This is a genomic window from Microcoleus asticus IPMA8 (assembly GCF_013179805.1).
GTDB classification, from domain to species: Bacteria; Cyanobacteriota; Cyanobacteriia; order Cyanobacteriales; family Microcoleaceae; genus Microcoleus; species Microcoleus asticus.
On record NZ_SRRZ01000162.1, the window covers coordinates 1 to 14,482 of the forward strand.

The following is a 14,482-nucleotide window of genomic DNA, read 5'->3' on the forward strand; positions in this document are numbered from 1 at the left end:
CAAACGAAAGTAAATTTGTCCTTCAATTTGAGTGCAAGTTTCAACCTTGACTCCAGGCAAGTCTAATAGATAGTCTAAATGAAAGCTCATCGCTATAACTGTATTGGTTGATCTATTTTACACCATAAACTCAGGAGAGCCATGCGATCGCCGCCTTAGAAGTAATGAGTCGGTTTGCAGCAAATCCCAAATGGCTGATTTATTTGCCGCCCACAATGTCTCCCGCTGCTACCTCCAAAGAACCTGGACTTTTAGAACATCCAGCCGAAGCATTTAGCTACTACCAACAGCAGGGGATATCGACAGTTGTGTGCGAAGAAAAGCACATGGGTTCCCGTGCAGTTGCGATCGTGTGCCGCGACGCATCGGCAGCTTTACGCCGCTTTGGCATTCTCAGCGAGAGTATGGGCATTTGCTACACCCGCACGGGACGGCATTTTTTCGATAATTCTACCTTAGAAACAGAATTTTTAGCGCGGGTAAATGTCGCTCTCACTGCCAGCAATTTTTGGGAGAAATTTCAAACCGATTGGGTGTGTTTGGACTGCGAATTAATGCCTTGGTCAGCCAAAGCTCAAGGTTTGTTGAAAGAGCAATACGCCGCCGTGGGAACAGCATCTCGTCACGGGTTGGCGGAGGCGATTAAGAGCTTAGAACAGGCAAACCAGCGGGGAGTTGAAATTAATTCTTTGCTGACTAGCTACCAAGAGCGAGCCGAACTAGCCGATCGCTATGTTCGTGCCTATCAGCGCTACTGCTGGCCAGTGAAATCGCTCTTAGACCTCAAATTAGCGCCTTTCCACATCTTGGCAACCGAGGGAAATGTTCACACTGACAAAAATCACTGTTGGCACATGGAACAGATTTCACAAATTTGTAAAGCTGACCCTGAATTGCTGTTAGCTACTGAATACAAAATAGTTGAACTTGCCGATTTTGACAGCAGATCCGCAGGAATTCAATGGTGGGAAAAACTGACGGCGGCGGGAGGCGAAGGAATGGTTGTTAAACCAATGGATTTTATTGTGAAAAATAGCAAAGGACTCGTACAGCCTGCGGTAAAATGTCGCGGTAAAGAGTATTTGCGAATTATTTACGGTCTGGAATATTCTTTGCCGGAACATTTAGAAAAACTGCGATCGCGCGGACTTTCCGGCAAGCGTTCTTTGGCGTTGCGAGAGTTTGCTCTCGGTGTAGAAGCATTGGAGCGATTTGTGGCGGGTGCTCCATTGAGACAAGTTCACGAGTGCGTTTTCGGAGTTTTAGCGATGGAGAGCGAACCTGTCGATCCGAGGCTGTAAATTTATTCCATAGGACTTACGCTCCCTATCACACTTCTTCGGGGATGAGATGCCTGACGGTAATGAAATTAAGCATAAAAAAATGGCGTTTGTACTTGACAAACGCCATTTTATAGAGTTACAAACGCGGCGTCTTATCTTGTTTAAACGACGCTAACCATTCGCGAATTTGGTCGGCCGCAATCTCGCGCCCGCCCAAACCAAAAGCTAGAGCAATGCCAACTGCGATCGCCCCGAGCAGCAGCCCGAAAGCCAAATTCACAATATCGCTGCCAATGCCCATTTGTTGCAGCGCTAAGGCCGCAACAAAGGCAATAATCGCGATCCGAGCCGTTTGGCCCAAAAGCCGCGCTTGGCGAGTTCCAGAACTGGCAATCAAACTAAACGCCAGATTCGCCAAATACAAGCCGATCGCAAATACCACCAAACCGGCTAGCACCCGGCCTGCAACCAGCACAATACCGCTAACAATCGCCGTCAGCGCTGGAATCTGCAGCACGTCGGTAGCAGCCACCACAGCAAACAGCATGATGCCCACCTGCACCACAATACCGACAAACTCAGAAGGCGTGCGGGCCGGAAGTTCCGGTTCCTGAAGAATTGTTGCCTCCGGATCGATCGAATTTGGCGGTAGCCGCAGCCGCTGTTTCGGCGGCGGCTGCACTCCCAACCAAGAAAAGACATTGTTAAAGCCAATTCCGGTCAGGATATTAGTAACCAAATCGCCTACCCAGCGCCCCAAAATGTAAGCAACCGCCAGAATCAGCGCTGCGGTGAAGATTTTAGGAACCGCGCCCAAAATGTCGTTGAGCATCGCGACTGCAGGCTGCGAAATCGCCTGAATATCCAAAGCGTTGAGAGCTGCGATCGCCGTTGGAATCAAAATCAAAACATAGACGATCGTCCCGACAATCCACGACAGCGATTGTCCGCCCGCAGTCCGCGAAATTCCAAACCGAGCGCCCAAACTGTCCGTCCCAGCAGCAGCCAACAGATTCGTGACAATCCGCCGCACCACCACAGCCAGCAGCCAGCCCACAAACCCAATCAGCACAGCTTCCAGAATTTTCGGAATTGCCGCCAGAATTTGGTTGAGCAAATTATTAACCGGCAGCAGAGCCTGCTGCAATTGCAGCGCTTCCAGAATCAGCGGCAAAAATAGCAGAAAAATGAACCAGTACAGCGCATTCGCCACAGTATCGCTCAGCAGCAAAGGGCGCTCCCTGGGCGCAGTGCCCACCTCCTGATTCAAGCGCTCGTCCACGCTAAAAGTCCGCATCACCCGCGATACGGCCATTTTGGCGACTGTCGCCAACACCCAAGCAATCCCCAACCAAATTAGCGCGCCGGCTAACTTCGGCAAGAAATTAGCTATTTGATTGAGAAAAGTATTGAGGGGTTGCGAGACAGCCGTTAGATTCAGGCGGTTGAAAAATGCAACTAGGAAAAAGACAAAAATGATCCAGAATACCGCTGCAGAAATCCATTTTTCCACTTGCGGAGATCCTGCTCCTTCCGGGCGGCCGGTAATCCAAGCAGCCAGTCGGTTGTCGATCGTAGTCTTCTTGAGCAATCCTCCGACTACAGATGAGACGAGGGCTGATACTATCAAGCCAACTAGCAGGATACCGACGGCCCAGATGAGGTTTTCAATGTTTGAGCCCTGAATGAAATTGTTAATTCCGCGTTCGGCATCTGTCAGCGGATTCGGGGGGGGCGGGGCCTGGGCCAAAATGCGATCGGACAAAGCCGCTATGGGGCCCGATATCGGTTGAGTTATTTCTTGCCAAGTTTCATTCATTTTTTTCTCAGGTTAACGTCATATTTGACATGGAAAAGACGAAACTTTAATAATAGTTACACAAAATCTAGACATCGCCTAAACTTAATGTTTGTACGCTTTTAATCGTACTGGGTTAACTACAAAACCCTCTATCGAATTAGGGATAAACCCATCTCCGACTGCTTTTCTGCCAATATTCAAAGAACCGTTGACATCGGCATTTATGAAGCGTCCAGTTTGGGTTCTGAACAATCCTCTTTTTACCCTACTGCCCATGTAGTCGGAATGTTGTTGAATTGGTTCCCAATCCAATGCTGAACATTTGGATGTGTAATTCTCCTCTACTAACACAACTTTTATTCCCGCAAGTTTTCCTTTGTACTGCAACATTTGCACGAACCTGGCATGGGGAATGCAGGCAAAATTTTGATTGTTAACCTTGCCAGCATGAATCCCATCTTTAAAATCATGGTTCCAGCCTATAACCAGCAAGCCAATTTGACGATTGACGAGTTCTTTAATAATTGCGGAACTCGCCGTGTGGAGGTAGTAATCCACTTTACAGTTACGCTTGTGCCACAATTTGGCAAGTTTTTTACTGTTTTTTTGCCCTGCGGGTAGCAATGATTTCAATGCTTCGGAAACTTGATTGCAGTATTGATTGGTTGACTTAACAGCCCGTCCGTCGTAGATTGTCGGTACTAACCCAGGAACATTGTAGGTTAATGTTGCCAGATTGTTTAATCCTAAATTTATGGCAGCTACTCTCTGATTAACTTGTAAAGGCTGTTCTAACTTTTCATATACCACCTCGACAACATAACAACCTACCTTGGGAACAATCCGGATTTCCAAAATCGAGGTGACTTTTGAGGGCAACCAAATATTAGTCCCAGAGGGACGAGCATATCCTTGTTTTAAGGCTCTTTTGCTGACAGCTTGACAATTAAATACAACTACATAGCGCCCGTCCTCTCTTTTTCGCTCTCTTGAACCTTTATAATGAGGTATTTTAGGTGCGACTTTAAATTTAGTTGGGTCTTCCTGATAGTTTCGCATCGCCAGATAATAGCTAGTCCATGCTTTGAGGACTAAGCCGAGCGTGCTTTGTGCTACTTTTGCGGGCAGTGCTTTGTAATCAGGACTTGTTTTGAGCGCGTGATAAACAGCCAGAGCGTTTGTTTGTTGGCTGGCGAAAAAGTTTTGACGGTAGATGTAGTTAGCGCTGTTGTAAAGATTTTTGCACAGCCAAGACAGTCGATCGGCTTCTCGATAAAACCTATGATTTGGTTTAATGACGTGCCTTTCGACTAACTGCATAATCGGTATATATACTTTAATTCAAGATGATACACTGTATTTATGAGTGTGTCAATCTTTTAATTTCTGGAAAAATTGACGTTACAAGTAAATAAAGGATTATTAAAGTAAGCAAAGTTTTGTAATACCCTCCTTGTTGCAGGTTCTCATGTCAATTCGTCAAGTTTTCGAGCAATCCATTGAAATTAGCGCTGCTGCTACTGTGGTGGAGCAGTGTATAGTCGATCGCACTTTAATGCACAAGTGGCTTAATCCCCTGCTGCGCTGCGATCCCGAGGGCGAATGGGATACTGCTGTAGGAAGTCGCAGCTTATTTACCATAAAAATTCCCGTTTTGCAACCCACTTTAGAGAGTGTGGTGTTGGAGCGACAACCCGGTTTAATTGTGTGGGGGTTTGACGGATTTTTCAAAGGATGCGATCGCTGGGAATGCCAGCCCCAAATCCAAGGAACTCTCTTGATTAACCGCTTTGAATTTCAAATTCCCAATCCTTTAATTAGATTTGGTTTCAATCGCTTTGCAGCCCCTTGGACGCAGAAAGATATGAAAGACCAACTCCGCCGACTCAAACGGGTAGCCGAGCAATTATCTCAAAAAATGGGTAATTGGTAATTGGGAATTGGTAATTGGTAATTGGTAATTGGCAATAGCTGAAAACGAGAGCTAATAGAGAAAAAAAGCAGCAGTTCCCAATTCCCAATTCCCAATTCCCAATTACCTGCAACTTCAGTTATTTACTTCGTACTTCCCGAGGGACTGGGCTGACAAATCATTTGTCTGGCGGAATTCACCGCTTGGCCGGCGGTATTTTGCAAAGCCGGGGAATTCTGATACAAAGCTTGCAAATCTTGCACGTCTTTAATCACTCGCTCGTAGATAGCCATAGCTTGATTGCCGTCAACTTCTAAGGCCGCAGGGCTGTAACTTTGCATCACTTCCAGCAGCGATATTTTGCCATCTTTGGAAGCTGCGACTAAAGCATCGCGCAGTGCGGGCACGCTTTGAAGCCGAGCAGTCGGCGCATAAGCAACCTCGCCCAATTGCTTGAAAACAATTTCCCCAAAATAAGTGGTTGCCAGCCGCGCTACTAATTGGGAATCTAAAGGCACTTCTCGCGTTAATATTTCGCGCATCGATTCGGGAGTTTGTTTCGCAAGACTCAGAACGCTTTGCAGTTGAGATGATGCTTTGCCAGTTTGTGCCAAGCTTTGCAAGTCGCTTATCGGTAATGTTACGTCAACAGCACCGTATTTTACGGTAACATTGTCTAATGCAAAGGCTTTATCGCTGCTCAGGAATACTGCACTTGTTCCCAGAAAAAGCGCCAAACCTAATGATAAAGACTTTGACATTCTTTTGGTTAAATGGGCTGACAGCGCTTGCATTCCGTTGAGATAACCTTGTTGAAACTGAAAGTTCATGGGTTTGTGCCTCTTTACGTCAAAATACTTTTTCGATCGATCGTCTGTGCGGGTATCAGTCGGGAAAGTGGACTCGGGAACTCCGTAAATGACCTATGATTTTACAGTCATGTCAAGCAAATTTAACCTATCAAAAGATAGGTGTCAATCGATCGCTTATATGTTAGAGGCATACTGGCGATAATTTGATCGAGCTTTGCAAAACTTATAAAAGCGACATTTTGCCGTCGAGCAACAGTTTATTGAGTGTCGGTTTCACATCTTATAGTGTGCGACATATAGCGAATTTAAGTTAACATATCCCGATCGAGCCGATCGAGCAATTGGCGAATTCTAGCAGCATCCTCAGCATTCGGAGCATTTCTCAGGTAGAGTTGCAAATCGTGGCGCGCCTCAGCCAAGCGGCCAACTTGATAGTACAGAATTCCGCGATCGCGCCGTTCCCCCGCCGCATCGGGAAACAGCAGCAAAATCCGTTCGATCGCCAAAAGTACCCTCACAGCATCTCGCTGCTGCAAGTAAATCGCCTTCAGATTTCCCAGCATTCGCCCCAAAAAATGCCGGCGACCGATCGGGGCGAGAAAAGCCGGCTGCAACTCCATCGGTTGACCGTAAATTTGAGAAAGTCTGGCTTGACAATCTTCAGGAAATAATATTTCCCCGCCGTTAAACGCATCAACAAAAATACCCGCATCTTCAAAATCCGGTCTAATTAAAAAATGTCCCGGCATCCCAATTCCGACCATCGGAAAATCAATGCGCTTAGCAACTTCCAAATAAACCAAAGATAAAGAGATCGGAATGCCAGTACGCCGATCGATCACTTCATTCAAAAAGCTATTGCGGGGGTCGTAATAATCAGCATCATTGCCCGCAAACTGCAACTCCCCGTATAAATAGGCGTTAATAGTTTGAATGATCCGCAGCGGATAATTCTGTGCCGGCAGGCGATCGCGCACTTCATCTGCGATCGTGTCGAGAGCGTTTAGATACTCTTCGGGTTCCAAATTGGGGTATTCTTCCAAAGCCATGTAAAGGGCAGCTTTCGCCAGGTCAATCGAGCCATCAGGCTGATTTATTTCTCGATAAAATAGTTGTCGGGCGATCGGAAAATCCATATTTATTATTGATTTATTTTTAATTTACTTTTGGGACTAATATCATGAACAGGCTTTCTGGCCTGTTCCACAACAAAGATTATTCGGGTAAACAGGCATTTTTTGTAGTATAATTAACTTTTTTATGGTAATACAGGCATTTTATCTTGTGGAACAGGCATCTTGCCTGTTGCAGCTTTTTGTAGTATGATTAAATTTTTTATGGTAATACAGGAATTTTATCTTGTGGAACAGGCATCTTGCCTGTTGCCCAAAAGATATTAAAAACAGTGAATTATTTAAATTTTAATATATTATAAGTTTTTGTATCTAAATTAGCCACTATTTTTAATAAAGCTTCACGATTTTTTTCAATCGAGCCAGCTTGACGTGAACTTCATCCGATATCAAAATAACTTTTAAATCCCGTGACTTTTGCCAATCACCCAACTGCGACGAAAAATCCGAGCCAAAGTCGATTCTTCCAAAGCAAAATAGATAGGGCGGCCGTGAGGACAAGTGCGCGGATTGCGAGTTTGCTGCCATTCATCCAACAAATTCTGCATTTGCAAAACATTTAAAGGAGTACCGTTTTTCATAGCACTGCGGCAAGCAGTCGCAACTTGAGCCGCTTGCAAATCTGCTACTTTACTGAGTTCAAAAAGCGCATCCGCACAGTCATCTCGCTCGGCTAACAATTCAGGAACTTCGCGGGCAGCCCATAGCTGTTCGCCAAAAGTTTCTACTTCCAAACCCAAGCGGGATAAATTCTCAATTTGCAGCGCCGATAACTGACTGAGAATCACTGGTTTTTCTAGACATTTTAGCTGCCAAGCCGCGCACAATTGCTCGTACAAAACGCGCTCGTGAGCGATGTGCTGTTCTATCAACCACATTCCGCTGGAATGTTCCGCAACAATGTAAGTATTGTGAATTTGAGCGATCGCCCTCAATTCCATCAATCCTATTTTATTAGCTTTTTCCTCTGCGCCGCCGTCATCATTCTGCTTAGCCGAAATCCCGACACTGTAAGCACTTTTTTGTTCCGATGCCTTCAGCAATTTTCCCACTCGTTCGGGAATTGGGGCAGCAGGCAAAACCTCATCATTAAGGTGCAAAGCGCGAGCAATTGCCTCGCTAACTTGTTCTTGCCAAAAACTCGGATCGTGCAGATAAATTTCCACCTTAGCCGGGTGGCGGTTCCAGTCGATTTCCGAGGGGGAGATTTGCAGGTGAACAAAACACACTGGATAGCGATCGCGCGGACAAGTACGGGCAAAGGCGCTGAGAATAGTTTGCTCTAATTCTGGCGATCGCACAACTCGCCGATTTACCCCAACTTTTACCCAATCCGGTCGCCTGCGGTGACAGCGATCGGGCAAACCAATTACTAATTCCAAACGCTGGGAATTGGGCATTGGGCATTGGGAACTGGCAAGGGGTAATTGGTAATTGTGCTTAACTGTAGCTGCAACAAGTTGAGTTTCTACCAATAAACTTGCTGCTTTCTTATTTTCAGGACTCGCAGGCACATCTAACTTTAAATACTGCAAATCGCTCGCTCGCACACCGCGCACAAATTGAGGTAAAATGTGTTCCGCTGTGCTACCAGGAGTTACGTGCAAACAAGGGGTCTTTCCTTGACGCAACTGCCAATTAACCTGCGGGTGACAAATAGCAATTTGCTGAAGAATTGATTGGATCGATCGCATTTGCTGTGCCGCCGACAAAAAACTGCGGCGCACAGGCCAATTGCCAAACAAATTATCAACAGTCACCACCGTACCCGGAGCGATCGCCGCTGTTTCCACCTCCACAGCAACGCCCGCGTTGTTGTAAACTACCCGCCAGCCCGCTCGAGCATTTTCAATTCCCCCCTTGTTAAACGATGATTTGGCTGGGGTTTGTGCCGACTCTCGATTTTCCGAAAAATCCCCCAATCCCAAATCATTCGATCGGCTCAAAACCTCCAAACAGCCCAACTGAGCCAAACTGTGCAAAGCTTCCCCGCGAAATCCCAAAGTAGCAATTTTGTAAAGGTCTGCTTCAGTGGTAATTTTGCTCGTACTGTGAGGCGAAGCAGCCTGCTGCAAATTTTCCAGATCCATTCCCGTACCATTATCTGCAACTTGTACCCGCCACTGTTCGGGCCAGACAGAAACAACGATGCGAGTTGCGCCTGCATCCAGAGAATTTTCAACTAATTCTCGTACCGCTGCGGCGATCGAATCAATCACTTCGCCTGCAGCAATTAAATCGATCACTTCTGTGGGTAAAGTTTGAATAGTAACTGGCATCAGATTTTTAGCGCTTCGTTAATTCAATTCTACTGCATTCTGCAACTCCCTACATAGTATTAGGACTTACGCTTTTAAACTCGGTTTCTTAGAATAATATTGTTTGGTAACAGAAAATATACTCATCAACCAAGTCTGTGAGGCTGAGTGAGAAAGTCCTAAGTACATATCTTCCTACCTACTTAAACTCATCGGCTCAAGCCATGATTTTCGGAAAGCGGATGTAAAAAGTTGTCCCTTTTTCGTCCTCCGACTCATAAGTAATTTCCCCTTTGTGAGCATCAACGATTGACTTAACGATCGCCGTTCCCAATCCAGTACCCGTCCGCTTGCCATAAGTCACAAAAGGTTCAAATAAATTTTCCTTAATTGCCTCCGGAATGCCCGGGCCGTTATCGTAAATGCTAATTTCTGCCCACTCCTCACTTTGTGTCACAATAATCTCTACTCGCCCCCCGCGCCCCCCAAAAGCTTCAGCAGCATTCCCAACTAAATTTTGCAAAACACGCAAAATTTTATTTTCGTCTGCTTCCACTATCACTTCTGTCACCCGTAAGACTAAATCTACTTTTGCCGCCTCAAAATAAACTCTGTTCAACCTTTCAAACTGCTGCAACGTCTGGATTAGATTAACTGGTTTTTTATGTAATACAGCATTGCCGCGCGAAAATTCTAATACTTCTTCAGCCATCCCCAACATTCGCTGAACCTGCAATTGAATAAGTTCGCACCACTCCTGAGTTTCCTCATCCGGGTGCATTTCTTTGAGCATTTCGCTGGAGAGTTTAATTCCCGTAAAAGGATTTTTGAAATCGTGAATAATGGTGCTCACCATTTCTCCTACCAATACCATTTTTTGTCTGTGTACGAACTGGCTAACATATTGATCCGTGGTATCACGCAAATTTTTTGTAATGAAACTAAACATTTTCAGTACCGCACTGCCTTTAGCAAACTGCAGAGTTGCTATCAGTTCTTCCCGACCTATTTTTGCCAAAGTCGATCCGCTAACTGCCACAGCTCTAGCACTGCGAGGCTCACCGTCTAAAACTCCGAGTTCGCCAAAATAATCGTCGGGCTTAGCGATAGCAACAGTTTGATATTTTTTGTTTTCAATCCGCTTGCTAAACTCGACTTCACCTTCTAAAACTAGATATAAAAAATCTGCTGTTTCTCCTTCTTCAAAAACCAGTGTTTCCTCAGCAAAACTCTCCACAACAGCTATTTGGCAAAGGTGAGAAGCTTCCTCTGGTTCAAAATAAGACATAAATCGATGAGATGCCAGATCCATGTGAAAATACCTAAGGCTTAATTTAAACAGTTTCTTTCTTCTATTTTCGCAGATCGGGATCGGTGCGTTAATAAAATACAATGCTGCTTTAATCTGCCTCTATTTTCTGACATCCCAGGCTTGGACGCAAGGATTTGGGTCGGGATGCAGAGCCAGACTAGCATAGCAGCACCAGCAATCTCACCAAAATTCTCAGTTTATTGACTAAAATACATAAATATTGTACAATTTTTCAGATTTAAATTGGATGTGCGGGCGGGTTCTCCGGGCCGCCTCAGAAGATTTTAACTGTAGAGAGATCGTGTAATTTAAATGCCGATCGACCGAGTTTGCAAAAATTAACACTCGCGAGATAAAACGATCGCAGCATTCTGCCCGCCAAAGCCAAAACTCAAACAAACCGCGTTTCTGGCAATAGCCGATCGCGCACAGCGAACAAAATCTAATTCAAACCCCGGTTTTTTCATTCCAACGCAAGGCGGCAACATCTGATATTTAATACTCATCAAACAAAAAGCTACGCCCAAAGCTCCCGAAGCTCCCAAAGTATGACCCGTAGCCCCCTTAGTCGAACTAACAGCAACTCCTCGGTGAAACAACTTCTCAATTAACAGCGCTTCGTGTCGGTCATTTAACTCAGTTGCAGTACCGTGAGCATGAATAAAATCTATATCAACCGCCGCTAAATTGCTCTGTTTCAAACATTGATTTACCGCCGCGATCGCACTTTTCCCACCCAGAGCCGGCGCGGTAGCATTGCAAGCATCATTTGTCAAGCCCAAACCGGAAATTCGACCGTAGATTTTAGCGCCACGACGCCTTGCCAACTGGGCGGATTCTAATACAAATAAAGCCCCGCCTTCACCGAGCACAAACCCTTCCCGATTTTCATCAAAGGGATAGCACCCAGCGTTTGCCAAAGCACCCATCCGGCTAAATCCAGCCACAGTCAGCGGTGTAATTGGCGCTTCCACAGCACCTGCGATCGCCCGCTGACACTCACCAGTGCGGATTAAATCAACAGCACGGGCGATCGACCAAATACCCGTCGCGCAAGCAGCCATCGGCGCCAGCACCGGCCCCGTCGAGCCAATTGCCCTCGCCGCCGCGATCGCCCCCATGTGAGGCAAAAAATTCACGAATTGAGAATCGGTAATCGGTAATTGGTAATCGGTAATCGGTAATTCCCTTCCCTCTTCCCTCTTCCTTCTTCCTTCTTCCTTCTTCCCTCTTCCTTCCCTCGCCAACAGTTCCAAATTCGCCTGGCAACCTCGGCTAGAACCGATCGCAATCCCGCAATCAGGCAAAGGCAAAGTTAAATTAGCATCTTGCAAAGCATCTGCTAAAACCTGCCGAATTAAAGTTATTAAATCGGCAGGTTTTTTGCCAATTAAAGCCAAAGGTCGCCGTTCAAGTTCTAAAAAAGGTTGATGCCGAGCGATTCCAGATTCTCCAGACAGCAGTCTTTTCCAGCCCGTTTCCAGAGTCCCTAAACCCGAAACTAGACCAATTCCAGTAACAACAACATCCATTCACTAATGACTGCTGACTAATGACTAATGACTAATTTCAGCTAACAGCCTTAAAATTTTCCAAGCCCTGAGTAACAGTAGCCTTCTCAATGCGATCGCCCGCTTCAATCTTATCAACAACATCCATCCCTTGCTTCACGTACCCAAAAACCGCATAACTCCCGTCCAAAAACGGCACATCGGTCAAAGTAAAGTAAAACTGAGAAGAAGCCGAATCAGGACTCTGCGATCGAGCCATAGCCACAGCCCCGCGACTGTGCACCAACACGGGTTTCTCCTTAACCCCAGCTTCTTGTAGCGTCGCGCTGTAAGTAGGATTTGCAGCACCTTTAGCTTTAATTTCCAGAGGAATCCTGCGTTCTGCAGAGGTTTTCGGGTCAATAAAACCGCCAGTTCCCAGCCGCGCCGCAGGGAATTTAGGGTCTTTACCCTGGGGGTCGCCGCCCTGAACTACAAAAGGCTGAGGTTCCCGCACGACTCGGTGAAATACCAGCCCGTCGTAGACTCCCTTCTGAACCAAATCGACAAAATTGCCCGCAGTAATTGGAGCATTTTTGCCGTCGAGTTCGATCGTAATTGGAGCACCTTTAACCGTCATCACCACTGTTGCTTTTCCTTCCAAGCGTGGCAAATTGCTAAATTGCGAACTCGCCGCTACCACAGCAGGAGACGGAGACGGAGACAAAGAAATGCTTTCACCCGCCGGACTCCCTGTCGGAGTTGAGTTAACAGCCGGGGAATTACCGCATCCCCCAACAAACAACGCACCAATTATTAAAAGTGAGAACAACCACCGCTGAATTTTGATTTGCATTTGCATTTGTATTTTCACTTTCACTTTCACTTTCACTCAATGATGTAAGGTGCGCATTGCGCACCCTAGATTTATCGATTTACCAGGGATAATTTGCACCGCTTCGTGCTCACCCAATATTTATCGATTAGGTGCGCATTGCGCACCCTACGAGACATTACCAATCGAAAATGAAAAATCCCTAAAGTCCTTCTAGGGGAACTTGCAAAAATCGAGCCAATTCGGCAGCTTGATTTTCCACTTCAGACAAAGCAATCGGCTGTCCGACTCTAGTCAGGGGAAACTGACGGCGGTCTTTGAGCTTAAGATAAATACTTCGGCGGGGACTGAGACCTTCTTTAATGTCAACCCGCACAGATTGCACGTCCGATGTCTTGCAAGTAAAATCAAGTTTGCGGTTTTTGCCGGGAAATCCCCAGCGAAAAATCCGAATGTTACCAGTTTTTCGATCGAACTCGTTGTAACCGCCGCCGACATCCCAGAGAACAGTCAGCCACAGGTAAAGCGCCAACAGCACGCCGCAGACACCGTAGAAACCCATCGCAATGCCTTGGGGGATGAAAACAAGCTGAGTCGGGTCAGCAAAAGGCAGCAGGTTCACGTGCCAGTAGCTGGAAAGACCCGACAGCAGGAAACCAGTCCCTCCAATGGTGACAATCGTCCCCCACCAGTAATTGCTGAAGCGGCGGGAACCCACAACCTGGTAGCGCAGGATCGAATCGATCGAGGTCGTTGTTTTTGCAGTCATAAAACTAAACAGCCTTAAAGCCAAATTTTAATTCAATTAGCCCACCTCAGTCACGTTTCACTGACGAGATCGCGACCGAGCGATGGCATTGTGTATCAACTTCTGCTAATTATGTTGAAAGATTATGAACTTCTAATATATAGTTATGTTAACTTTAATTAGAAACCTTAGTCTTTTAACAAGCAAAAGGATTTTACCGCAATGACAATCGCAGTCGGACGCGCCCAGACCGAAAGAGGCATCTTTGATGTACTCGACGACTGGCTCAAACGCGATCGCTTCGTCTTCGTAGGCTGGTCTGGCATCCTGCTATTCCCCTGCGCCTACCTAGCCATCGGTGGCTGGTTAACAGGCACCACCTTCGTTACCTCCTGGTACACCCACGGTTTGGCAAGCTCCTACCTCGAAGGAGCCAACTTCCTCACCGTAGCAGTTTCCACCCCAGCCAACAGCCTCGGACACTCGCTGCTGTTCCTGTGGGGCCCGGAAGCACAGTGGGACTTCACCCGCTGGTTCCAACTCGGCGGGCTGTGGACCTTCATTGCCCTCCACGGCGCTTTCGCACTTATAGGCTTTTGCCTGCGCCAGATCGAAATCTCCCGTTTGGTAGGCATCCGTCCCTACAACGCCCTAGCATTCACCGGCCCGATAGCCGTGTTTGTTTCGGTGTTCCTGCTTTACCCCTTGGGTCAATCAGGCTGGTTCTTCGCCCCCAGTTTCGGCGTCGCAGCAATTTTCCGCTTCCTGTTATTCCTGCAAGGCTTCCACAACTGGACGCTCAACCCCTTCCACATGATGGGCGTTGCAGGCATCTTGGGCGGCGCGCTGCTGTGCGCCATCCACGGTGCCACCGTAGAAAACACCTTGTTTGAAGACG

General features: G+C 46.7%; 12 protein-coding genes. 3 read left to right on the plus strand and 9 right to left on the minus strand.

Annotated features, from left to right (window positions below; all coding sequences use genetic code 11):
• The first annotated feature begins 146 nt into the window (after positions 1-146).
• Positions 147-1,301, plus strand: coding sequence for a hypothetical protein (locus E5S67_RS28465; RefSeq protein WP_339382760.1), 1,155 nt, complete (start codon positions 147-149; stop codon positions 1,299-1,301).
• A gap of 118 nt (positions 1,302-1,419) precedes the next feature.
• On the opposite strand, the gene E5S67_RS28470 is transcribed toward E5S67_RS28465, so the two are convergent.
• Together E5S67_RS28470 and E5S67_RS28475 are read right to left on the minus strand one after the other, a co-directional pair.
• Positions 1,420-3,102 (minus strand): mechanosensitive ion channel, encoded by a 1,683-nt coding sequence (locus E5S67_RS28470; RefSeq protein ID WP_172192325.1) that lies wholly within the window; start codon positions 3,100-3,102, stop codon positions 1,420-1,422.
• 84 nt (positions 3,103-3,186) lie between these two features.
• Positions 3,187-4,404, minus strand: a complete 1,218-nt coding sequence (locus tag E5S67_RS28475) for an RNA-guided endonuclease InsQ/TnpB family protein (protein WP_172192327.1) — start codon at positions 4,402-4,404, stop codon at positions 3,187-3,189.
• Between the two features lie 148 nt (positions 4,405-4,552).
• On the opposite strand from E5S67_RS28475, the gene E5S67_RS28480 reads away from it, so the two are divergent.
• Positions 4,553-5,017 carry an SRPBCC family protein gene (locus tag E5S67_RS28480; protein WP_172192329.1) on the plus strand — a complete coding sequence of 155 codons (465 nt, stop codon included), beginning with the start codon at positions 4,553-4,555 and terminating at the stop codon, positions 5,015-5,017.
• A 122-nt stretch (positions 5,018-5,139) separates the two neighbouring features.
• Here the strand turns inward: E5S67_RS28480 and E5S67_RS28485 are convergent, their stop codons facing one another.
• From E5S67_RS28485 to E5S67_RS28515, 7 genes are all read right to left on the minus strand, one after another.
• On the minus strand, positions 5,140-5,826 hold the full coding sequence (locus E5S67_RS28485; protein ID WP_172192331.1) for an alpha/beta hydrolase: 687 nt from the start codon (positions 5,824-5,826) through the stop codon (positions 5,140-5,142).
• A gap of 287 nt (positions 5,827-6,113) precedes the next feature.
• On the minus strand, positions 6,114-6,944 hold the full coding sequence (locus E5S67_RS28490) for a SirB1 family protein (protein WP_172192333.1): 831 nt from the start codon (positions 6,942-6,944) through the stop codon (positions 6,114-6,116).
• 398 nt (positions 6,945-7,342) lie between these two features.
• Positions 7,343-9,220: a DNA mismatch repair endonuclease MutL gene (gene mutL / locus E5S67_RS28495; RefSeq protein ID WP_172192335.1), complete on the minus strand. Its 1,878-nt coding sequence runs from the start codon at positions 9,218-9,220 to the stop codon at positions 7,343-7,345.
• Between the two features lie 196 nt (positions 9,221-9,416).
• Positions 9,417-10,511, minus strand: a complete 1,095-nt coding sequence (locus E5S67_RS28500) for an ATP-binding protein (RefSeq protein WP_172192337.1) — start codon at positions 10,509-10,511, stop codon at positions 9,417-9,419.
• Between the two features lie 338 nt (positions 10,512-10,849).
• Positions 10,850-12,043 (minus strand): beta-ketoacyl-ACP synthase, encoded by a 1,194-nt coding sequence (locus E5S67_RS28505; RefSeq protein WP_172192339.1) that lies wholly within the window; start codon positions 12,041-12,043, stop codon positions 10,850-10,852.
• 37 nt (positions 12,044-12,080) lie between these two features.
• Positions 12,081-12,863 carry a peptidylprolyl isomerase gene (locus tag E5S67_RS28510; RefSeq protein WP_425487383.1) on the minus strand — a complete coding sequence of 261 codons (783 nt, stop codon included), beginning with the start codon at positions 12,861-12,863 and terminating at the stop codon, positions 12,081-12,083.
• Between the two features lie 175 nt (positions 12,864-13,038).
• Positions 13,039-13,605, minus strand: coding sequence for a photosystem I assembly protein Ycf4 (locus E5S67_RS28515; protein ID WP_172192343.1), 567 nt, complete (start codon positions 13,603-13,605; stop codon positions 13,039-13,041).
• A gap of 201 nt (positions 13,606-13,806) precedes the next feature.
• Between E5S67_RS28515 and E5S67_RS28520 the strand changes: the two genes are divergently transcribed.
• Positions 13,807-14,482, plus strand: a 676-nt coding sequence (locus tag E5S67_RS28520; protein WP_479686933.1) for a photosynthetic reaction center family protein, incomplete at its 3' end; no start/stop codon positions are given.